The 22,679-nt window shown below is 58.1% G+C and carries 15 protein-coding genes and 1 pseudogene; 8 read left to right on the top strand and 8 right to left on the bottom strand.

Annotated elements, in window-relative coordinates:
* Window positions 1–6: 6 nt before the first annotated feature.
* The 6 genes and pseudogenes from accB to GSQ81_RS20280 form a co-directional block, all read left to right on the top strand.
* Window positions 7–483: an acetyl-CoA carboxylase biotin carboxyl carrier protein gene (gene accB / locus GSQ81_RS02150; protein WP_158909859.1), complete on the top strand. Its 477-nt coding sequence runs from the start codon at window positions 7–9 to the stop codon at window positions 481–483.
* A gap of 173 nt (window positions 484–656) precedes the next feature.
* Complete coding sequence (gene accC / locus GSQ81_RS02145; RefSeq protein WP_158909089.1) at window positions 657–2,021, top strand: acetyl-CoA carboxylase biotin carboxylase subunit; 1,365 nt, start codon at window positions 657–659, stop codon at window positions 2,019–2,021.
* A gap of 2 nt (window positions 2,022–2,023) precedes the next feature.
* Window positions 2,024–2,650, top strand: coding sequence for a thiamine phosphate synthase (thiE, locus tag GSQ81_RS02140; RefSeq protein WP_254059938.1), 627 nt, complete (start codon window positions 2,024–2,026; stop codon window positions 2,648–2,650).
* A 72-nt stretch (window positions 2,651–2,722) separates the two neighbouring features.
* On the top strand, window positions 2,723–4,228 hold the full coding sequence (locus GSQ81_RS02135) for an APC family permease (RefSeq protein ID WP_158909858.1): 1,506 nt from the start codon (window positions 2,723–2,725) through the stop codon (window positions 4,226–4,228).
* A gap of 17 nt (window positions 4,229–4,245) precedes the next feature.
* On the top strand, window positions 4,246–5,862 hold the full coding sequence (locus GSQ81_RS02130; protein WP_158909087.1) for an amino acid permease: 1,617 nt from the start codon (window positions 4,246–4,248) through the stop codon (window positions 5,860–5,862).
* A gap of 209 nt (window positions 5,863–6,071) precedes the next feature.
* Window positions 6,072–6,770, top strand: a pseudogene (locus tag GSQ81_RS20280) (class I SAM-dependent methyltransferase); the annotation flags it as partial.
* A 31-nt stretch (window positions 6,771–6,801) separates the two neighbouring features.
* Here GSQ81_RS20280 and GSQ81_RS19935 read toward each other — a convergent pair.
* The 3 genes from GSQ81_RS19935 to GSQ81_RS02115 all read right to left on the bottom strand — a co-directional run bounded on the left by GSQ81_RS19935 (window position 6,802) and on the right by GSQ81_RS02115 (window position 11,874).
* Window positions 6,802–9,558, bottom strand: a complete 2,757-nt coding sequence (locus tag GSQ81_RS19935; protein ID WP_254059937.1) for a hypothetical protein — start codon at window positions 9,556–9,558, stop codon at window positions 6,802–6,804.
* Window positions 9,559–9,596: 38 nt separating this feature from the next.
* Window positions 9,597–10,379 carry an ABC transporter ATP-binding protein gene (locus GSQ81_RS02120; RefSeq protein ID WP_158909085.1) on the bottom strand — a complete coding sequence of 261 codons (783 nt, stop codon included), beginning with the start codon at window positions 10,377–10,379 and terminating at the stop codon, window positions 9,597–9,599.
* Window positions 10,380–10,473: 94 nt separating this feature from the next.
* Window positions 10,474–11,874, bottom strand: coding sequence for an efflux RND transporter periplasmic adaptor subunit (locus tag GSQ81_RS02115; RefSeq protein ID WP_158909084.1), 1,401 nt, complete (start codon window positions 11,872–11,874; stop codon window positions 10,474–10,476).
* A gap of 295 nt (window positions 11,875–12,169) precedes the next feature.
* Here GSQ81_RS02115 and GSQ81_RS02110 point away from each other — a divergent pair, with 295 nt between their 5' ends.
* The gene (locus GSQ81_RS02110) at window positions 12,170–13,906 is read left to right on the top strand and encodes a GWxTD domain-containing protein (RefSeq protein ID WP_158909083.1); all 1,737 of its coding nucleotides are present in this window, start codon (window positions 12,170–12,172) and stop codon (window positions 13,904–13,906) included.
* 174 nt (window positions 13,907–14,080) lie between these two features.
* Window positions 14,081–15,796 (top strand): carboxypeptidase-like regulatory domain-containing protein, encoded by a 1,716-nt coding sequence (locus GSQ81_RS02105; protein WP_158909082.1) that lies wholly within the window; start codon window positions 14,081–14,083, stop codon window positions 15,794–15,796.
* A gap of 152 nt (window positions 15,797–15,948) precedes the next feature.
* Here the strand turns inward: GSQ81_RS02105 and hydA are convergent, their stop codons facing one another.
* The 5 genes from hydA to GSQ81_RS02080 all read right to left on the bottom strand — a co-directional run bounded on the left by hydA (window position 15,949) and on the right by GSQ81_RS02080 (window position 22,645).
* A complete protein-coding gene (gene hydA, locus GSQ81_RS02100) occupies window positions 15,949–17,352 on the bottom strand; it encodes a dihydropyrimidinase (RefSeq protein ID WP_158909081.1) in 1,404 nt (467 codons plus the stop codon).
* A complete protein-coding gene (preA, locus tag GSQ81_RS02095) occupies window positions 17,352–18,767 on the bottom strand; it encodes an NAD-dependent dihydropyrimidine dehydrogenase subunit PreA (protein ID WP_158909080.1) in 1,416 nt (471 codons plus the stop codon). Before preA ends, hydA begins: the two co-directional genes overlap by 1 nt.
* Entirely contained in the window at window positions 18,760–20,088 is a 1,329-nt protein-coding gene (locus GSQ81_RS02090) for an NAD(P)-dependent oxidoreductase (RefSeq protein ID WP_158909079.1), read from the bottom strand. The genes preA and GSQ81_RS02090 overlap by 8 nt, the downstream gene beginning before the upstream one ends.
* 49 nt (window positions 20,089–20,137) lie before the next feature.
* The gene (locus GSQ81_RS02085) at window positions 20,138–20,944 is read right to left on the bottom strand and encodes a nitrilase-related carbon-nitrogen hydrolase (protein WP_216846354.1); all 807 of its coding nucleotides are present in this window, start codon (window positions 20,942–20,944) and stop codon (window positions 20,138–20,140) included.
* 270 nt (window positions 20,945–21,214) lie between these two features.
* On the bottom strand, window positions 21,215–22,645 hold the full coding sequence (locus GSQ81_RS02080) for a glutamine synthetase family protein (protein WP_158909077.1): 1,431 nt from the start codon (window positions 22,643–22,645) through the stop codon (window positions 21,215–21,217).
* Between the last annotated feature and the right edge of the window lie 34 nt (window positions 22,646–22,679).

Below are 22,679 nucleotides of genomic sequence, written 5' to 3'. Positions count from 1 at the left end.
GACATGATGGACGGAAATAAGTTGCAAGAGCTTCGCGAACTGGTCGAATTTTTGAAGGCGAACGAGATCGCCGAGTTCGACATGGAACAGGATGACCTGAAGGTCCGGATCAAGTTCGCGGGCGAGCCTGCGGCAGCGGCCCCGGCTGGCGGGGTAGACCTCGCAAACCTGAGCCGGTTGATGGCTTCGGCGGCCCCTGCTGCGGTCGCGCCCAGTGTGCCTGCTGCTGCGCCAGAGGAGGCTCTGCACGAGGTGAAGTCGCCGATCGTGGGGACGTTCTATGAGTCGCCCTCGCCGGGCACGCCATCGTTTGTGAACGTTGGCGATCAGGTGGAAGTTGGCCAGGTACTTTGCATCGTCGAGGCGATGAAGCTGATGAATGAGATCGAGTCCGATGTCGCCGGCGAAGTGGTAAAGCGGATCGCCGCGAGCGGACAGCCTGTGGAGTATGGTCAACCGCTGTTTGCGATCAAGGCGCGATGAATCAGCCAAACTCAATTGCGCGGTCGGATGATCACGACATGCAGGAATGGGCGCAAAGACTGCGTACGCCCTCCAAGCGCGGGTTGTTCTGGTTCTTGATCGTACAGATCCTAACCTTCATATTTTGATTTCTCTCGCGGCCGACTTGGGGCGAAGAAGTACAGGAAGATTACATGTTTCGTAAGGTATTGATTGCAAATCGCGGAGAGATTGCGCTGCGCGTCATCAACGCGTGCAAGGAGATGGGAATCCGCACGGTAGCGGTGTATAGCGAGGCGGATCGCAACAGCCTCCATGTGCGCTTTGCCGATGAGGCCATCTGTATAGGTCCGCCAAGGTCGGCGGACAGTTACTTGAATGTTCCTGCGGTCATCTCGGCCGCGGAGATTGCCGATGTGGATGCAATTCATCCCGGCTACGGCCTGCTCAGCGAGAACGCAAATTTTGCTGAGGTGTGCCGTGCCTCGAACATCAAATTCATCGGGCCTCCGCCTGAAGTAACGCGGATGATGGGTGAGAAGTCCACCGCGCGGCAGACCATGAAGAAGGCGAAGGTGCCGATTCTGCCTGGGTCCGATGGCGTGATCGCCAACGAAGGCGAGGCGCTCGAGTGGGCGCGCAGCGTGGGCTATCCGGTGATCTTGAAGGCAGTTGCTGGCGGCGGCGGCAAGGGGATGCGTATCTGCCGCAACGCAGAGGAGCTTCCGAAGTTTTACGAACAGGCCACGCAAGAGGCGATGAACTCCTTCGGCAACGGCGATATGTACATGGAGAAGTTCATCGAGCGGCCTCGGCATATCGAGTTCCAGGTGCTGGCCGACGAGCATGGCAACGTGATGAGTCTCGGCGAGCGCGAGTGCTCGATTCAGCGGCGACACCAGAAGCTTATTGAAGAGGCTCCAAGCCTGGTGATCACTCCCAAGCTGCGCGAAGAGCTTGGCAAGACGATCAGGAAGTCGCTCGAAAATATCGGCTACTGGAACGCCGGGACGATTGAATTTCTGATGGATGAAGACGGCAAGATCTACTTCATCGAGATGAACACCCGCATCCAGGTGGAGCATTGTGTAACCGAGATGGTTACAGGAATCGATCTGGTGAAGGCGCAGTTGCGCATCGCTGCGGGCGAGAAGTTGAACTCGATTGTGACCGAGCCGGTAACGATTCGCGGGCACGCGATTGAGTGCCGCATCAATGCGGAGCATCCCGAGAAGTTCACGCCCAGCGCAGGCAAGATTACCGCGTTCAACCTGCCTGGTGGCAACGGCGTTCGTGTGGACACTGCGCAGTATGCCGAAGGCGTCGTGCCCCCGTACTACGATTCGCTGATCGCGAAGTTAATCTGCCACGGCAAGGACCGCGAAGAGGCCATGAACAAGATGCAGCGGGCGCTGTCGCAGTTCGTGGTGCAGGGAATCCACACGACGATTCCGATGCATCAGAAGATCTTTGCCGATGCTGAGTTCCGTTCGGGCAAGTTCGATACGAAGTTCATGGAGCGTTTCTTCGAGCGGCAGAAGGACATCAAGGCGGAGTAGCAGTGGGCTTGCCGAAGTTATATCCGATTCTGGATGCGGGGTTGCTGGCGGCTCGTGGGCATGAGGTGCGCTGGGCCGCCGAGCAGATGCGAACGGCAGGCGTGGAGCTGCTTCAGTACCGGGACAAGGCCGGTTCGCCGCAGTCGATCTTGCAGAATGCAGCCATAATTCGCGAAGTATTTGCGGGTGCAAATTGCAGGCTCATCCTGAATGACCGTGCCGACCTCGCCGTGCTGGCGGATTGGGGTGGGGTGCATGTAGGGCAGGGAGATCTGCCGCCCGACGATGCGCGGCGAGTCGTGGGTGCGGCGCGCTGGGTTGGCGTCTCCACGCACAATGACGAGCAGGTACTGCTAGCGAATGCGACTTCCGCAGATTATGTAGCCGTGGGGCCAGTCTTTGCCACCGGGACGAAACTCGATGCGGAGCCGGTGATTGGTCTCGACGGAGTACGGCGCGCGCGGGTTTTGACGAGCAAGCCGATTGTGGCCATCGGCGGAATTACGCGGGCCAATGTGCGGAGTGTGATCGAAGCCGGGGCGGATTCTGTGGCCCTGATTAGTGCCTTATTTGTTGAAGGTGGGTCAGTTGAGAAAGTGGCGCGGGACTTTCTGGAGATTTTGGGGTAGAACTGACGCAACGTGAATAGTTCGGTAAAAATCCAAAACGAAGCTGTCGCCTCTCCGCAGTTCGTGCAGGGGATGGGGCTATTTTCGGCGACCGCGATCGTGATGGGCTCGATGATCGGCTCGGGCATCTTTATCGTCTCGGCCGATATGTCGCGCGCGCTCGGCTCCCCCGCACTACTGATCGCGGCATGGCTGGTAACGGCGGTGATGACAGTAATAGGCGCGCTGAGCTACGGCGAACTGGCGGCGATGATGCCAAAGGCTGGCGGCCAGTATGTCTATCTGCGCGAAGCTCTTGGGCCGTTGTGGGGATTTCTCTACGGATGGACGTTGTTCCTCGTGATCCAGACGGGAACCATCGCCGCGGTGGGCGTGGCCTTTGGAAAATTTCTCGGTGTCTTCTTCCCATCGGTGAGCGCGCAGCGCTGGCTGTGGCACATCGGCCATGTTCCGGCCTGGCATGTGGGGCCGATGGTACTGGGCAACATGGAGATCGGGTTGAACACCGCCAACCTTTCGGCAATCGTCGTAATCACGCTGCTGACGTTGCTGAACACGCTGGGCATAAAGATGGGCGCGGCGGTGCAGAATGTATTCACCTCGGCGAAGGTGCTGGCACTGGCCGCAGTGGTTCTGGTCGGCGTGTTCGCAAAGGACGCGATTGCGCTGGCGGCCAACTTCGGTGCAGGCTGGCATCACTTCTGGGCAGGTGCTGGCTGGCATACGACCCATGCAGTGCAGGTCGGCGTGGGCGGACCGACGGCTTACGTCGGGTTGTTGACGATTGTCGCGGTGGTGCAGGTAGGATCGCTGTTCAGCGCGGATGCCTGGAACAATGTGACGTTTACCGCAGGCGAAATCCGAAATCCGAAGCGCAACCTGCCGCTGTCGTTAGCGATTGGTACCGGAGTTGTGCTGCTGCTGTATGTCCTCTGCAATTTCGTCTACCTCAGCGTGCTGCCGATGATGGGCGACCCGGCAGCCGGAACGATTGCGGGGCGGGGAATTCAGTTTGCCTCGGAAGACCGTGTCGCGACGGCGGTGATGCAAAGCGCGTTTGCCGGATACGGCGCGAAGCTGATGGCGGCGGCGATCCTGATATCGACCTTCGGCTGCGTCAACGGAATGTTGTTGGCCGGGGCGCGGGTCTACTACGCGATGAGCCGCGACGGATTGTTCTTCAAATCCGTTGGCAAACTGAGCGAACGCTCGAAGACGCCGGTGAACTCGCTGTGGGTGCAGTGGGCATGGACGTGTCTGCTGTGCCTGTCGGGCAGCTACGGGCAGTTGCTGGATTACGTGATCTTCGCCGTGCTCATCTTCTATATCCTGACAATTACAGGGCTGTTTGTCCTGCGCCGGACGCGCCCCGATGCCGTGCGGCCCTATAAGGCATTCGGGTATCCCGTGCTTCCGGCGCTGTACATCGTGATGGCGACATGGATCTGCATTGTGCTGCTACGTTACAAGCCGCAATACACCTGGCCGGGGCTGGTGATCGTGCTTCTGGGAGTACCGGTTTATTTAATATGGAAGAGGCAGGGAACGGCTGTTGCAGGGGAGACGGCCGGGACGTAAAGGAGAGTTGATAAAAGATGTCGATGCTGTTTGCAAAAAAATCGATGGAGGTCCTGCTGGAAGAGAGCCGGGCAGAGGGCGCGCATACGCTGGAGCGATGCCTCGGGCCATTTCAGTTGACTGCACTGGGCGTGGGTGCGGTGATCGGCGCTGGCATCTTTGTGATGGCCGGGCTTGGGGCACACTATGCCGGACCGGGCCTGATGCTCTCGTTCGTGCTCAGTGGACTGGGATGCGGGTTTGCAGGGCTCTGCTATGCGGAGTTTGCTGCGCTCATTCCTTTGGCGGGATCGGCCTACACCTATGCCTATGCGACGCTGGGCGAGCTGATTGCTTGGATCATCGGCTGGGACCTGACGCTCGAGTACGCGATGGGCGCGAGCACGGTGAGCTCGGGCTGGTCGAACTACTTTGTCGAAGTGCTGGACATCATTCATGTAAAGTTTCCGCTGTGGCTGGCCTATGACCACTGGACAGCGCTGGGAAAAGCCGTTGAGACGGTCAGTCGCCAGGTGATGGCGATAAATTACCCCGCAATGTTGCCGGGATCGCAGCTTTACCTCGCGCAGCTTGAGGTCCTGAAGATGCACCCTACGGCCGATATGATGGCGCGGGCCCATCAGGTGCTGGGAGCACCGGTTCTATTCGGGCATGAGATCGGATTTAACCTGCCTGCATTCCTGATCGCGCTGATTGTGACCACCGTACTGGCGATCGGCATCAAGGAGTCGGCAAAGTTCAACACCGGGATTGTGGTCGCCAAGGTGGCGATCGTCCTGTTCGTTATCTTCCTGGGTGCGAAGTACGTTCATCCCGGAAACTGGGGGCATGACTGGCACACCTTCGCGCCATACGGATTTAGCGGAATCGGAGCAGGCGCTGCGTATATCTTCTTTGCCTATATCGGCTTCGACGCAGTATCGACGACGGCGCAGGAGGCGAAGAATCCGCAGCGCGACCTGCCTATCGGAATCATTGCATCGCTGGCGGTGTGTACGGTGCTCTACATCGCGGTCGCGGCAGTGTTGACGGGCATGGTGCCGTGGCAGTCGGTCAATATCGAAGCGCCGATTGCGCGCGCCTTCGCCGACCGCAACCTTGGCTGGGCCAGCGACATCATTACGCTGGGGGCTCTGGCCGGGCTGACCTCGGTGATGCTGGTGATGTTGCTGGGACAGACGCGCGTGCTCTATGCCATGGCAAGTGACGGTCTACTGCCGAAGAAGTTCTTTGCTGAGGTGCATCCGCGCTTTCGCACGCCATTCAAAAATACGTTCCTTGTAGGAACGCTGGCGGGAGTGGTCGGCGCACTGACACCGATCGACGACATCGGCAAGATGGTGAATATCGGGACGCTGCTGGCATTTGTGATCGTGTGCATTGCGATCATGATTCTGCGAAGAACCGAACCCGATAGGCCGCGCCCGTTCCGCACCCCCTGGGTCCCGCTGGTGCCTGTCCTGGGCATCCTCTTCAACGGATACATGATGATCAAGCTGGGCTGGCTGAACTGGGCGCGGCTCATTATCTGGTTGATTATTGGCCTGATCGTCTACTTCAGCTACAGCGTAAAGCACAGCCGCGTCAGGCTGCGAGCGAAAGGCCTTCCGGAGGGCGTTGAGACCTTGCACTGAGTCTGCGCGCCCGGCATTCTCATGTTGTTAAAAATGGGAAGGTTGAACTTTATCGATTTAAAAAGTTAGTCGAGGCAACCGCGCTGCTCAAAAGGATGTTCTTACTGTCACATAAAAGAGTTTGAGCGGTTCTTGCACTGTAACTTTCTGTCTGTTCCTTTTCTCCTGGTCGTGGAGCGATATTGCGCAAGTTGGCAGCGGAGGAGTGAATGGCAGTTTCTGGAAGCTACGTTACCCGGGCGGCAAAGGACATCTTATCGCTCAGTCTCGCAAGTTTGATTCGCATGTCACTCGGTGGATTTAAGGAAGGGCATAAGAGTCTCCATGACACCTATCGGGCAGTCTCTCCGTTCTCTCCTCTAAAAGAGGGAGAAGGACGCAAGGTGCTTGCGCTTATCCCGGAGGTTTCGCTTGAGTCGCTTGGAGGGTTTCCGGAGCAGGTCACTCTGGACATGCGCTACGTGGACGTGAATGGAGCCACGCCATTTCGAGACCTGATTGCGATCCTATCGTTGGCGAAGAACCAGCATCCCAGAGCGGCATTGGAGTTTGGAACCTACTTTGGATCGACGACGGCGAACCTGGCGCTGAATCTTCCGTCCGCGATCATACACACCATCGATCTGCCGGAAGATAGCGAAACGGCAGCGGCTTTGATTGAAGGGCAGCCCGTCGATGACCTTCACCTGATCTCGGGCAGGAAGCTGGGAAAGTCATTTCGCGGGACCGCCATTGAACAAAGGATCGTGCAGCACCAGGGGGATACGGCGACGTATGACTACAGCGTCATCCACGATCCAGTAACCGTTTTTCTGATCGATGGATCGCACACCTACGAGTATGCCCGCAACGATACTTTGCACTGTTTCGATCTCGCCCAGGAAGCCCAGGGCGAGTGCACCTTCCTGTGGCACGACTGCGACTGCCATTGTCTCGGAGTTACGACTTGGCTGGTGGAGATGATCCGGGCTGGGCTGCCGGTTGTTCGGGTGCAGGACACGTCCCTTGCGTGCATGCGGCTGGATGTCCGGGATCCGCAGGTGCAGAAGGTGATGCACTCGTGGCAGGGGCAGGCTCTGCAGGCGTCGCATCCGGCGTGGCAGTCGGAGCCACTGTCTCAGGCTTAACCGGAACAGGAGCTATCTTCTGGGCACGCTGGCTCTGCGGCGCCCTCTGAATCGAGACCGGGATCGTAACCGTGTTGGCGGCCGTAGGATCGTCGCGCAGCTTCAGGTAGAAGCCGCTCTTGCTGGGGCGCGAGAGCGAGAGCGTGGTGCCGATAAAGCCCTCGGGAACGTCCGTGGGGCTCGTGAAGCCCTCATCGATAGCGATGGAATCGACAAGGTAGAGGCTCGATCCGGTGATGGTGCAGGGCTGCGATGAATCGGAGGGGCAATGCACGTCTTCGAGCGCTGGCAGGCGGACCAGGGTAATCAGCGGAATCCAATCGCCGGCGGTGCCGTCGGGATCGACAGCACGGAGACGCAGTGGGCCGAAGGCCGAAGTGCCGAACGCCTTGAGCGGGTCCAACATGCCCACCAGCGTGTGGCGGTTCTGCATGATCAGCGTGCCCGTCGCGACACTGAGCGTAGTGTGCAGCGAGTTGTCGGCATTGGCGATCTCAATCTGGCCAGTGCGTGGAAATGAACCCTCTGACTTGAGCGAAAAGGTAAGCTGCTGCGTGACCGGCAGATCATCCGGGTCTGCCAGGTGGATGGAGTTATCTGTGGACGGCGCGATGCGCTTGTTGATGAGCGTAACCGATGGGCGCTCCTGGTCGACTTCGACCGGAAGCGTAAGCGTGCGCCCATCTTTCAGTGTGATGTGCGCCGTGAGCTTTTCGCCCGCCTTCAGCTTGGGAGGATTCGCATTGGCCGGCAACGCAAGTCGCAGAGAGGTCGTGCCCGCACTCTGCGGCTGGCTAAAGCCGTCCACGTTGGCGGAAACCGGCAACGGGGCCGGGATGAAGATCTGTCCCTTCATGTCAACCTGCGCGACCTGGTTGAGGTTGGTGCCGTTGAGCACCGCAGAGGTGTCTCCCGCGTAAAACTTCAGCGAAGAGAGCGTCGCAGGTTCGGAGAAGGTCTCGGCGGCGACGGTATCCGGCTTGGGCTCGCCATACTGATGCACGGTGAGGTGCAAAGCGCCGGGGTCGACCGATTTGAGCGAGACCTTAACGTCGATCAGGTTCGGTTTGTCGGCTTCCTTCCAGTCGGTCTTGTCCTGCTTACCCGCTGTCGTGTCAAGCGTGATGGATTGGACGCACGCCGTTCCGCTCGAGGAGAGCGAGAGATTGTTCTCACGTCCTGAGATCAGGACATCGTCTGCTGCCAGCTTCCAATCCTTGCCCGGAACGGTCTGCAACTGCATGGTGGGACCGGTGAAGGGATCGAATCCCCAAAAGCCGGTAATGGTTCCCGTAACTTTGCCTGAGGGGTCGGATTTTGCCGAAATTTTGGTGGCGGGCGCAGGAACCGGCTGCGGAGCATCCGTGGTGGCAGTGGTCAGCAGCTTCCGCTCGCCGGTGGCCGGGGAAAGGGTGAGGCCGCCCCGGTACGCATCGGGTACGAGGGGAATATCTTTCTCAGTCCCGGTGCCGTTGATGTGAAGGACAAGGTTATGTGCGAACGAAGTCGAAAAGACCAGAGGAGCGCCTTCGACCGGAAGTGCGACCGACGGCTGCAACAGGCAGGTCACATGCTTCGGATCTGCAGGCCGCAGAGGGGGAAGGGTAGAGGCTTGGATGGCAGGCAGGCCGATGACGATCACCGACTTCGGGTTATGAAACGAAGGCGGTGTATTGAGCCGCAGGTTGAGGCTCTCTCCCTCGGGAAACGCGATGGCGGGAATGTACTGGTACTGCGCCGTATGCAGGGTGCCCATCAGGTGGACGAGATCGACCACCGCTCCCACATAAGCGCTGTACAGGCCGCCTCCTCCCAATGAGGTATAACTCGCTGCGCTGATCAGGTTCGATGCATCGCCATTCGTCAGGCTGGAGACGACGGTCTCGCCGTGGCCATCGTTGAGCAGTGTCTGGTTTCCGCTCTGGGTCAGGCAGGTGTACTGCTGATCGATCGGGCGATTGAAGCAGTCCTCATTCGGCTTCAGGTTGAGGGTACGGGCGATGAGGTTCGAGTGTTCGAGCAGCGCCTTTGGGTCGGAGGGAGGCACCAGCCGCATATCCGCGAGGTACTTCTCGATACGCGCCTGTTCGAATCCGGCCTCGGCAAGGTCCTGCGAGGCCCGCACAAAGATGCCGGGACGGCCGCGAACTGCAGACCGAAGCGTGGTGAAGTCTCCGCCTGTCTCCGGGGCGAGAAAGAGGACTGCCTGCTGCGCCTCATCGGGAACATAGACGTTCACGCCTTCTTCGCGCACCTTCTGGTTCCAGGTCTGGATCTTGATGAACCAGTCGTCCGGCGGAGGGTTGGTGGTGCCGCGAAGGAAGCAGACCACCAGCAGATAGTGAACGGACTGAGTAGTCGGTAGATCGGGATGAAGCCAGATCTTGTCGCCTGCCTGCAGGTTGGGCACGGACGCAATGGGCAGCGTCTTCCCGTCACGGGTGACGTGGACCTCGATCTTGGGGCCGGTCAGGTCGAAGCGGGCTGCCTGTCCGAACAGCGAAGGGCAGACGAGAAGCAGTGCTACAAAAGCTCCAAGAGGACTGAAGGGCCGAAACTTTGCCATCATTCCATTTTAGACTGCCCCAGTAGGCGTAATGGATGCAATCAGACGCTAATATTGGCTGATTTGCTACCCTTGTTGCTGATACGGGAGGAGATATGGTCACTGGCGATGACTCCGTCGCGAATTGTGACCACGCGATGCGCAAACTCGGCGATGTCCGGCTCGTGGGTGACCAGCACAATCGTGTTGCCTTGTGCGTGCAGGTCGTCGAAGAGAGCCATGATCTCGTCTCCTGTTTTGGAATCGAGATTTCCTGTCGGCTCGTCGGCGAGGATGATCGACGGTTTGTTGACCAGCGCGCGGGCGATAGCGACGCGCTGCCGCTGGCCGCCTGAGAGTTCATTGGGCTTGTGCATCATGCGCTCGCCGAGGCCGACCGACTCCAGCACGCTTTTGGCTCGTTCAAGGCGTTCCGCCGCCGGGGTGCCGTTGTAGATCAGAGGCAGCTCGACATTGTGCAGCGAGGTCGCTCGCGCCAGCAGATTGAACGTCTGAAAGACGAAGCCGATCTCTTTATTGCGAATACGCGCCAGTTCGTCGTCGTTCAACTCGGAGACATCGTGGCCGTTCAACCAGTACTTGCCCTGCGATGGTGAGTCGAGGCAGCCGATCAGGTTCATCAGCGTCGATTTGCCCGAGCCGGAAGGGCCCATGATGGCGACGTATTCATTGTGCCGGATGCGCAGGTTGACCCCGCGCAGGGCGTTCACCTGCTGATCGCCCATCTCGTAGGTCTTCCAGAGATTGTCCGTCACGATCACATCACCGGCGCGTGGGCCGGAGGCGTTACTCAAGGTTGTATCGACTGCGGTTTCGATGGCCATCCGGTTCTCCGGTTCCTGCATGTTTCAGGATAGTACGTTTGTGCCGACGCGGTAGTTCCTTTTATGCGGTGTGACCGCCCGTGTCAGTCTGAGGCTACGATTGGTCGGTCGAGGTTGTCGTCTCGGGAGTGTTGTCTCGTTTGACGACCGTACCGCTCTTGAGGGTTCTCAGGACCTTGTAGCGCCCTGTCACAATCTCGTCTCCTGCCTTCAGCCCGTTGAGCACCTCGATATCGGTAGCTCCTGTGATGCCTGTCGTGACCGGCACAAAGACGACGCGAAGCTTCTTGCGCTCCGGCTGCAGGATATAGACGCCCTGAACCGGCTTGGCGTCGCCAGGGGCGGCGGTGGTCGCGGCAGCAACCGTCTTTGCAGGCTTACCCGCATTGGCGGCTAAAGCTTTTTCCTCGGCAACGTTGCGCTCGACCAATGCCTGAATGGGAATGGTGAGTGCGTTGGGCTTGTTCGCCGTGGTGATCTTGGCCGTGGCCGAAAGTCCGGGGCGAAGATCGTCGGAGGGGTGATCGAGCGTGACGACGACTTTAAAGTCCTTGGCCTCTTCCGTTCCGGTCGTGCTCTGACTGGTGGCGATGCCGGTGGTCCGCAGCAGGGCCTGATCGCCAACCTGGGTGACATGCCCTTTGAAGATCTTTCCCGGCAGGGCATCGACGGTGACGTCAGCCGGCTGCCCCAACGCAACGTTGACGATGTCAGTCTCGTCCACCTTGACCTCGGCGGTGATGACCGACATATCGGCCAGCGTCATCATTGTCGAGCCTTCGGCATTCTGAATACCGACGACGACCGTCTCTCCCTCGCGCACCGGAACGTTGGTCACGAGGCCATCGAACGGGGCGCGGCTGATCGTCTTGTCCAACGCATCAAAGTTGGCGCGCTGGCTGGCTACAGCCTGGTTCACATGTCCTCGTTGTGAGTCCGTCTGTGCCAGAGCCTGGGCATACGCTGCCTGCCGCTGGGCCAGCGTCGCAACGGCCATATCGTAGGCCGCCTTTTTGCTGTCATAGTCCTGCTTCGCGATCAGCTTGTCCTGATACAGCGCCTTGGCGCGGCCATAGTCCAGTTGCTTCTGCTCCAGATCGGCATTGGACTCCTCGATGTTCGCGCTGGCAGTCTTCTCGGCGGCGATGTAGCTGCTGACGTCGGTGCGGCTCGACGCAATGGTCGCCTGCTGGGCGGCGACGGTCGCCTCCGGCTGAACGCTCTCGACCGTGGCCAAGACGGTGCCCTTCTTAACGTGGTCGCCTTCCTTGACGTTCAGGTGCGTGATGCGTCCAAAGGAGGTGGCGCCGACGTTGACATAAGTCTTTGGCTTGATCTGCCCGGTGCCATTGACGATCGAGACGAGGTCCTGGCGCACCGCTTTGCCCGTCGCAACCTTGGTTACATTGGCCTGCCCATGGAGAATAGTGCCTACGACGATGCCTGCCAGTACCAGGACGCCGACGACGATTAGAACAATCTTTTTCGCGCTCATTGCTGCTTTCTTTCGCAGATCGGGCAAATCCCGCCTGCGGGCATTGGAAAATGGCCTGTCAGAGAAACAATACGAAAAGGACGTAGAAGCAGTTCCGTCGAACTTTCCCTGCGCAGCCGCATGGCTAAATCAGGCAGAGAGAAGAGTAGCAGTTATCCCAAAAGAACACGAAATGTTTTATGTCATGCGAGGATCACCGAGGATGATAGCAGGATACGAGCCAGATTCCACCCCTTGTACCGGCGCGGTAACCGCTCTACAATACAGATTGGTTAACAGGAGCACTGCCCTATTTATGAATACGTCTCGACGCCTTGTTTCGGTCACAGCTTTATTGTTTTTGACAATGGCGGGGGTAAGTGCTTTGCCGGCCCAGGACGCGAATCCGCTCCCGGCGGTCGATGGAACCACAGCGAACCCTGCCAACGTTGAGAAGCCTGACCCGCTGAAGCGGCAGTTGACCGACAATGAAAAGCGCGCCCAGCAGAAAGAGCTCCGCGGCGAATTGCACGGCGTCTACAAGAAGTGGCTCGACGAGGACGTTCGCTGGATCATTACCGATCAGGAGCGGAACGCCTTCAAGAACCTGAGCAACGACGAGGAGCGCGACTCCTTCATCGAGAACTTCTGGCTCCGCCGCAACCCCAATCCCGATTCGCCCGAGAACGAATACAAGGAAGAGCACTACGCCCGCATCGCTTTTGCGAACGAGCACTACGCCGCCGGTATGCCTGGCTGGAAGACCGATCGCGGCCATATCTATATCGCCTACGGCAAGCCTGACAGCACCGACTCCCACCCCAGCGGTGGCAACTACGAGCGGCCCATGGACGAGGGCGGCGGCGAAACATCAACCTTCCCCTTCGAGGTCTGGCACTACCGTTATCTGGCCGGCATTGGCGACAACATCGATATCGAATTTGTAGACACCTGCATGTGCGGTGACTACCACATGACACTTGACCGCTCCGAGAAGGACGCCCTCAAACACGTTCCCGGCGCTGGCCTGACGCTGTACGAAGAGCAGGGACAGGCGAAGAAGGCGGACCGTTTTTCAGGCGGTGGCCTCGAGCAGCTTGGCACCGGCCCCATGTCGTCTCAAAACCAGAGCAAGGAGTTCGACCGGCTTGACCAGTACGCCAAGCTGATGGCTCCTCCGGTCATCAAGTTTAAGGACCTGGAGTCGTTCATGGCGACCTCCAAGATCCTGGTCGGCCCCCCCTTCCTCTTCAGCGTCCGCACTGACTATGTCAAGGTCACCAACGACACCGTCCTTGTTCCTTTGACCCTGCAGATTCGCAACGGCGACATCACCTTCAACAATAAGGACGGCGTGGCCACCGGCACGGTCAACATTCTTGGTCGCGTCTCCAACCTCAACGACCGGCCTATCCAGACTTTTGAGGACACGGTCAATGTTCAGGTGCCCAGCGAGTTGCTCGCCCGTACCCAGAACAACGTCTCTGTCTACTGGAAGGCGCTGCCGCTGCGGCCGGGCCTGTACAAGGTCGATATCGCCATCAAGGACGTTAATAGCCCCGACCACATCGGCCGCTGGAAGCGCAGTATCAATGTGCCCAAATACGACGACGACCACCTCGCCTCCTCCTCGCTGATCCTCGCCGACCAGATGGAGCATGTCCCATCGCGCGATATCGGCGCTGGCAACTTTGTCATCGGCGACACTCGCATTCGTCCCCGCGTGCCAAGCGAGATGAGCGTGCCGGTCACCTTCCACCGTGCCCAGAATTTGAACTTCTGGATGCAGGTCTATAACCTTGGTATTGACGAGAAGAGCAGGCACAACGACGCGACCATTCAGTACGAGATTGTGAATACGGTCACGAACCAGACCGTCTTGCAGTCGCAGGAACTCACCTCGAAGACGAATCCGAATGCGGATCAGGTGACGTTGGAAAAGAGCATGCCGCTCGCTGGCCTTGCTCCCGGAAAATATAAGGTGACCATCAAGGTTGACGATGGCATCACCAAGCAGCAGATCGCAGAGTCTGCACCGTTTGTAGTGGATTAGCGCAGTCTGCACCAATCAGGTTCCATGCCTACGCGGATGCAATAGGCGATAGGCAGTAGCCGGGCAGGCTGTAAAACAGCACCCTCCCTTTTAGCTGGGTGCAATCACCATATGGAGTCGCCGTCGACGCGCAGGATGCAAAACGCTGTGCAACGATCCCAGGGAAGTATCCAGGTGAAGATCGCGCTTCTGGCTCTGATGCTGTCCACGGCGTCGGTATGCCTCGCTGTTGGCCCTGGAGCCACGGTCTCAGGCGTAGTGCGGGATGCCGATGGTGTCGCCCAGATGGGCGCTCTGGTCCAGGTGCTGGCAACTGACTCAGCCCTTGTGGGGACCGCCTTCACCGATCTTCATGGCCGTTATCTCATCGCCAGCCTGCTTCCCGGCAAATATGAGGTCCGTGCCACTGCCGCGCTCTTTGTGCCCACCACGCGAGGCGACCTTCATCTCCGTCCCGGTGCGCAGGCAGTCGTCAATCTCACCCTCAATACCATCTTCAACACGACTACATGGCTGCCCGCCGAACGTCGCAGGGCAGACGAGCCTGGCGATGACTGGAAGTGGACGCTACGCTCCGCCGTCAACCGTCCTATCCTCAGAATGGCTGGCGATGATGGCAATGTGATGACCGTTTCTTCCAGCGTGACTGAGGAATCCAGCAAGCCATCCTCTCGCGTCCGGGCCGCTGTCAGCAGCGGCGACGGCGGATTCGCCAACGGGGGCATTCACAACGTCGTCACCGTGGATCGCGTGCTGGACGATGGTTCCGGCATGGTCCTCCGAGGCGATATAGGCACCGGGCTCGGCCCGTGGATGGGATCGCCGTCCATGAACCTGTCCTCGGGCTTCGAGCGGAAGCAGGGCTTTGCCGGCTCCAGCCGTCTGGTGGCAAGCTATCAGTCCCATCCCGAGATACTCGGCTCCGGGAATACGCCCGGCCTCCAGACCCTCCAGCTCGCCAGCGCGGAGAAGATGCAAATTGGTGATTTCGCGGACGTCGAGGTGGGCGGCGTTCTCTATGCCATCCACGCCGCAGGCTATCTCGTCGCCTCACGGCCCTTCCTCAAGGTGACCACCCACCCTTCGGAGACATGGACGGTAGGCTACCGCATGGCAACTGCGCGCGACCTGCAGTCTTACGCCGGACTCAACACGGTACAGCAGGAGATGCCGGTTGCCGTGACCTCGCAGGGCCGCATGCGCACCGAGAGCGGTCTGCATCAGGAGTTCGCCGTCGGCCGCAAGCTCGGCCCCGGCCTGGTCCAGCTCGCCTACTATCTCGACTCACTCAATCAGGTGACGGTCGAGGGAGGAGGCTCTCTCAGCCCCTCCGATATTGCCCAGGCCGACGAATCGCCCATCGGCGGCGTTCTGGCCGACCAGACCACCGGCAGCTTCCGTCTCCTCAACGCTGGCTACAAGACCAACGGAATGAACCTCACGCTGTCCGAGCCGCTTACCACGAACATGTGGGTGGCCCTCGAATACAGCACCGGCGCGGCGCTCACGGCCAAGGATGAAGATGTTCTCACCATGGAGGACATGCCCACCGCGTTGAAGCCTATGACCTCGCAGACGGCGACGCTCGCCGTCAAAGGAAAGGTGCTTCGCAGCGGCACCAGCGTCCGCGCAGCCTACCGCTGGCAACCGGCCCGGATGGTGACAGCGGTCAACCCCTATGCCGCCTTCAGCGATCAGGCTTATCTTAGCTGCTATCTGCGCCAGGCGATCAAGTTGGGCAACCTCCTGCCTCCCGGCCTTGAGGCAACCGTCGACGTCACCAACCTGCTCGCTCAGGGCTATCGCCCCTTCGTCTCCGCTGACGGCAAGACCCTCTTCCTGGCCCAATCCCCAAGAGCGCTTCAAGCCGGCCTCGCCTTCACTTTCTAAGGCGCAATCCAAACTCTAAAACTCCTCCCAACTGCAACCCGATTAACCCCAACACAACCCAAACCAACGTCATCTCGACAGGAGCCGCGCAGCCTCATCGCGCGGCGGAGTGGCGAGACGACCTCTGTATTTGCCTTTAAAAAATAAGCACTTCAGCGCCAGGCGCCCCCACGCGGCTCACGCTTCAGATATCTGCCTCTTCCAGCTTTGCCCAGAAACTTACCGGCCTCAACAATCAACTCACCAGCAGAGAACACCTGCCGAGCATTACCCTTCACCCGATACCCCTCAAACATCGAGTAATCGCAGCGCATATTGTGGGTCGCGGCGCTGATAGTAAGCTCGGCCTTCGGGTCCCAGACCACGATGTCCGCATCGCTGCCCGGCGCAATCGTCCCCTTCTTCGGATACATCCCGAAGATGCGCGCCGGAGCGGTGGCCGTGATCTCGACAAACCGATTCAGCGACAGCTTGCCCGAGTTGACGCCATGATGATGGATCAACTGCATCCTGTTCTCGATCCCCGGTCCGCCATTGGGAATCTTGGTAAAGTCGTCGATGCCCAGCACCTTCTGATCGGCAAAACAGAAAGGGCAGTGGTCGGTCGAAACCACCTGCAGATGGTCATGCTTCAGGCCATCCCAAAGTTTGGCCTGATTTTTCTTCTCCCGCAGCGGAGGTGTGAAGACATACTTGGCGTCCTCGAAGGAGCCGGTATTCATATTGTCTTCAATCGACAGCAGCAGATACTGCGGACAGGTCTCGGCAAACGCCGGAACGCCGCGGTCGCGTGCCTCGCGAACCTGATTCAACGCGTCCTCTGAAGAGAGATGCACGATGTAAACCGGCGCTCCGGCGATCTCGGCCATGGCAATCGCTCGCTGCACCGCCTCTGCCTCGGCCAGCGTAGGCCGCGTTAGCGCATGGTAGATCGGCGCAGTCTTGCCCTCGGCCAGCGCCTGCTGCACGAGCACGTCGATGACGCTGCCGTTTTCGGCATGCATACAGACAAGCGCGCCGTTCTTCGCCGTCTGCCGCAGCGCCTTGAAGATGGTCGCGTCATCCGCCATCAGTACGTTGGGATAAGCCATGAAGAGCTTAAAACTGGCCACGCCCTCGCGCACCATGCTGTCCATGTCGTCGAGTCCAGCCTTGCCCGCATCGCTGCCCAGATCGGTCACGATCATGTGCAGGCCATAGTCGATACAAGCCTTGCCCTCGGCTTTCTTCCACCACAGATCGAGGGCATCGCGCATCTTCGTCCCTTTGGCTTGAATGGCGAAGTCGACAATCGTAGTCGTTCCTCCAATAGCCGCTGCCCGAGTTCCGGTCTCGAAGTCGTCGCTCGACATCGTGCCGCCGAAGGGCATATCGAGATGAGTATGTGCGTCGATTCCACCTGGCAGCACCAGCATCCCTGCCGCATCGATAACAGTATGGCCGCTGGCTGAGATCCCGGCGCGAACTTCCCTGATGACTTCGCCTTCGATTAGCACATCGGCGGCAAAGGTTTTTTCAGCCGTAACAACCGTTCCATTCTGAATCAGCAAGCCCATCAGCAACTCTCTCCTGTCAGGCACGCAGCAGAACGCTCTTCCCACGTCTCCGCTGGAAGATGCGTCTTCACTTCCACCATCGTGATGCATGCATCGACAGGGCAAACCAGCGAGCACAGATTGCAGCCAACACACTCCGTCTCGTCCACACGAGGAACGCGAGCAAGCGGAGTTACATAAGGTTGACGCGCCAAATAGCCATCAAGCTTAGGAATCGGAGTGACCGAAATATTGCTTCGACTCGCTGCTTTCACGTCGGACGGCTTCGCGTGCAACTCGATAGGGCCATCAACTTGCCCGCTCACGCGGTCGACATGAATACACTGATGCGCTCCATCCCAACAAGCTGTGTAACAAAGACCGCAGCCAATGCACTTCGCCTCATCGATATGCGCGACGACCTTGTAGTTCAGATTCAGGTCTTTCCATTCGGTCATCTTCGGCAAGCTCAGCCCACGAAAGTCCTCGATGGAGTGAAAGCCCTTCTCGCACATCCAGTTCTCAAGCCCTTCGATCATGTCTTCGACGATGCGATATCCCTGCTGCATCACCGCAGTGCAAACCTGCACTGTGCCTGAACCCAGCAGGACAAACTCGGCGGCATCTTTCCATGTAGCAATGCCGCCAATTCCAGAGATAGGCAGCATCGCCTCTGGATCGCTCATCACCTGCTGCACCATATTGAGCGCAATCGGCTTCACCGCTGGTCCGCTATAACCACCATGCGAGGATCTGCCGTCGACATCCGGCTGCGGAATCAACGTATCCAGATCGATGCCTGTGATGGAGTTGATAGTGTTGATAGCTGCAAGCGCATCAGCGCCGCCACGTTTCGCCGCTCGCGCCACCTCGCGAATGTCGGTGATATTCGGCGTCAGCTTAACGATGACCGGCGTTCTCGCCTTCTCTTTCACCCAAGCCGTAATCATCTCCGTATACTCAGGCACCTGGCCGACCGCCGAACCCATGCCGCGCTCGCTCATGCCATGAGGACAACCGAAGTTCAACTCCAGCCCATCGGCTCCAGCATCCTCCGCCTGCTGCACAACGTTGTGCCATGCCTCGCGCGTCGATTCGACCATCAACGAAGCAATAAGCGTCTGCTTCGGATAACGCTTTTTCACTTCAGCTAGTTCACGCAGATTCACTTCAAGCGCACGGTCGCTGATCAACTCGATATTGCTGAAGCCCATCATGCGCTGGCCATTCCAGTTGATCGACGAATAGCGCGAAGAGGTATTCGTCACCCGCGCGCCCATCGTCTTCCAAACTGCTCCGCCCCATCCGGCATCGAAAGCCCGCATAATCTGCTCGCCGGTGTTGGTCGTCGGCGCGGAAGCCAGCCAGAATGGATTCGACGACTGGATACCGGCAAAGTTTACGGAGAGATTCGGTTTTACGTTGTACTTAGACATAAGCAGACTCCAGCAGACGAGCGATCTCGACACCAGCCCGCTTGCCGTCTGCAACTGCATCCACTACTTCGCGTCCTCCGTTGACACAATCGCCTCCGGCAAAATACTTGGGATTCGTTGTCTGTCCTGTTGCGCGATTCACGACGACTCGTCCTCGTTCCAACTGCACCTCGCGGCATTGGTCTAGAAGTTCAAGCAGAGGAGACTGGCCAATCGCAGGAATCACCATGTTGCATTCCATATGGGAGGTCGAACCTTCGACCGGTTTAAGTGATCCATCGGAATCAATCTCCATGCGCAAACATTCAACGGAGGTGATGCCGATAGCTGAGGAATGAATCGCCATCAACTGGGTCAACCAGAGAAAATGAACGCCCTCCTGCAAGGCTTGCCGATATTCAAAATCAAATGCAGAGATATGTTCTCTCGTGCGGCGATACAGAATCGAAACGCTCTTTGCTCCAAGCCGCTTCGCTGCATTAGCCGCATCGATGGCAGTATTGCCTGCGCCAACAACGACGACATCGCCCTCGACCTGAGAGATCTTTCCCGTCTTATAGTCTTCGATGAATTGCAGAGCGTCGATAACGCCGGGATGAGATTCGCCCGGTATAGAGAGCCGATGCATTGCGCCGAGGCCTACGCCAATGAAGATCATGTCGAATTCAGCTTCGAGTTCAGCGAGCCAGGTCTCGCCGCAGATCTCGACCCCCAATCGAAACTCGACGCCCAAATCCTTGATCAACTCAATCTCGTCAAGGCTCTCTGTCAGTGGTAGTTTGTACTCCGCGATTCCATAGGTATTCAAACCGCCAGCTGAAGGGCGCTTGTCGAAGACAGTTACCTGAAATCCTCGCTGCTGTAACTCTGCGGCTGTAGACAGTGACGCGGGACCAGCGCCGATACAGGCAATCTTCTCAGTCCGGTTCTCGTCCGACTTTCGTGGCAGCTTGCCTCCCTTCGCATGGAAGCTATCCATGGCATATCGCTGGAGCCTGCCAATCTCAATCGGATGTTCGTTGGAGCCATGCATCACGCAGGCCCCTTCGCAGAGCACTTCGACAGGGCATACCCGGGCGCAACTTGCTCCGAGAACATTTGCGTCGAGAATGCCAAGTGCCGCGCCATGCAGGTTGCCGCTGGCGATCTTCTTGATAAACTTTGGCACATCGATATGGGTAGGACAGGCGATGGTACAGGGAGCGTCAAAGCAATTCAGGCAGCGGTTCGACTCAACCACTGCGGCCTGCGCCTCGAAAGGCGGATGCAGGTCCCCAAACCTCTCTGCGATCTCTGGCTTCTGCTGGAGTAATTCCTGCATCGTTACTTACCTCGGGATAAACGAAAATTCGTCGTCAAGGACAAGAGAACTACGGCTTGACCAGATCGCCATACATCTCCGGCCTGCGATCGCGGTAGAACTGCCATGTCTTCCGTACTTCGGCAACCTGATCGAGATCGAGATCGGCGGTAAGCACCTCGTCATTGTCACGCGAGGCCTCGGAAAATATCTGGCCGCGTGGATTGCAGAAGTAACTCTGTCCGAAAAACTCGCCGATATTCCATGGAGCTTCCGTCCCAACTCGATTGATTGCGCCGACGAAGTATCCATTCGCCGCCGCATGTGCAGGCTGTTCCAGCTTCCAAAGATATTCGCTCAGCCCTGCAACAGTCGCAGAAGGATTGAAGACAATGTCGGCGCCATTCAGTCCCAGCGCACGCGCTCCTTCTGGAAAGTGGCGGTCGTAGCAGAGATAGACGCCAATCTTGCAGAAGCCCAAGTCGAAGACAGGAAATCCAAGATTGCCGGGTCGAAAGTAAAACTTCTCCCAGAAGCCCGGATCGAGATGCGGAAGATGTGACTTACGGTACTTTCCGAGATAGTTGCCCTGGCCGTCGATCACCGCAGCCGTGTTGTAGTACACGCCTGTGCCTTCCATCTCGTAGATGGGGGCGATGATGGCGATCTGTAACTCCTTCGCCAAATCCTGCATGAGCTTTATGGTTGGGCCGTCGGGTACAGCCTCCGCCATGTCATACCAGCGAGTGGACTGCTCTGCGCAGAAGTAGGGGCCGTAGAAGAGCTCTTGAAGGCAGACTATCTGCGAACCTTCGGCAGCAGCCTGTCGAATGAGGGGAATATGTTTGTCGATCATGGCCCGTTTGATTTCGGCCAATGATCTTTCTTCGTGAGGGATACTTGCAGCCTGGATCAGCGAACAACGAACGATACGCGACATTCTAGTAAGTCCTTCCGTGGATTCCGCCTCCTACGAGAGTGCAGATCCCTGGCAAAATCTCATTGCCAAAACCTTTGCGCCTTGCAATTCGAGCTGAACGCGCAAATACTTGCGCTGTTGCTATTTTACGCCAACCGCAAAAGAATAGCCGACTCCCCGGAGAGTCGGCTATTGCGCAACCAAAGGAAACAAAGGTTGCAGCTTCGGTTAGAACTGGCCCCAGAGAAGCTGGTTATAGACATCGTGATGGAACTGCACCTCAGGCACTTTGACGATTGTGCCCAACAAGCGAGGGCAGCGATCCGCAGATGCCTGCTTCAGATCGGCGTAGCGGGCCTTGACATCTTCACCCAACAGCTCAGTCGTCCATTTGGAGCTACGGAAACCTTCAAGCGCGGTGTAGATGTTGTCGGGCAGATAACGTTCTGCCTGGCGCAGGTTCTTGATCTTCGCGGTATCTCCATCGAGTCCGCTCTTGAAGACCGAATACAGCACCATATAAGGATTCGCATCTGGCCCGACCGAACGCACCTCGACGCGCGCGCTTTTCTCGTTGCCGATAGGGATGCGCACCATGGAGCCACGATCCGTTGCCGAAGCCTTAATCTGGTTGGGAGCTTCGAAGTGGGGATCAAGCCTGCGATACGAATTGACACTCGCATTCAGCAGAAGACAGATGTCGTTGCCATGCGTCAGAATGCGGTCCACAAATTGCCATGCAAACTTCGAGATTTTCTCTTCACCCTTTGCATCCCAGAAGAGGTTCTTCTTGTTCTTCGAGATGGAGATGTTCGTGTGCATCCCGCTGCCGTTGACACCGACCACAGGCTTCGGCAGGAAGCTCGCGGTCATGCCCATCTGTGTCGCAACCTGCCGACAGATCAGCTTGTAAAGCTGAATCTGATCGGCCGCTGCGACCACCTCTCCGTAGCTATAGTTGATCTCGAACTGCGACGGCGCAACCTCGGGATGGTCCTTCTCGTTTTCAAAGCCCATCGCCCGCTGCACTTCGGCTGCGGTATCGATGAAGGTGCGTAACGGGTCGCCGGGAAGCGAGTGATAGTAGCCTCCGGTATTCACATACTTGAAGTCGCCTGTGTCATGGAAGCAGCGCTCTGCATCGGCTCCTTCAAATAGAAAGCCTTCGATCTCGTTCGCTGCATTCAGCGTGTAGCCATGCTCTGCATGCAACTTATTCGAGAACTGCTTCAACAATCCGCGGATGTCAGCGCTGTAGGGAGCGCCGCCCTTGTCGATGACTTCGCCAAAGACAAGCACTTTGCCTGCGCCGAAGACATCGGACGGAGCCCAGTAAAAGGCGCTCCAGTCCAGGGCCAAACGCAGATCGCTTTCTCGCTGGGCGGTAAAGCCGCGAATCGACGATCCGTCGAAGGTCAGATTGTCCCAGCTTTTGAGCAGGAACTTTTTATCGTAGTCCAGCATGTGCAGCCGGCCTTCGAGGTCGCTGAACAGGACGGTTACGGCCTTGATGCCCGGAGTATCCGTTAAGTATTTGAGTCGCGCCTCCTGGATGACATCAGCGGCTACACGGTTGCGCCGCTGCTCTTTAGCCTCAAGGTTGAGCTCTTCCAGTTCTGCATAGGAAAGCTCAAGAAAATTTCGAAGTACAGTCGACATAGTGCTCCTTAGTTATCGGGTAGATATCGTTGAA

The organism is Granulicella sp. L56 (assembly GCF_009765835.1).
GTDB lineage: Bacteria > Acidobacteriota > Terriglobia > Terriglobales > Acidobacteriaceae > Edaphobacter.
Note: the sequence above shows the minus strand (reverse complement) of the source record. Positions and strands in the feature narration are given on the sequence as shown.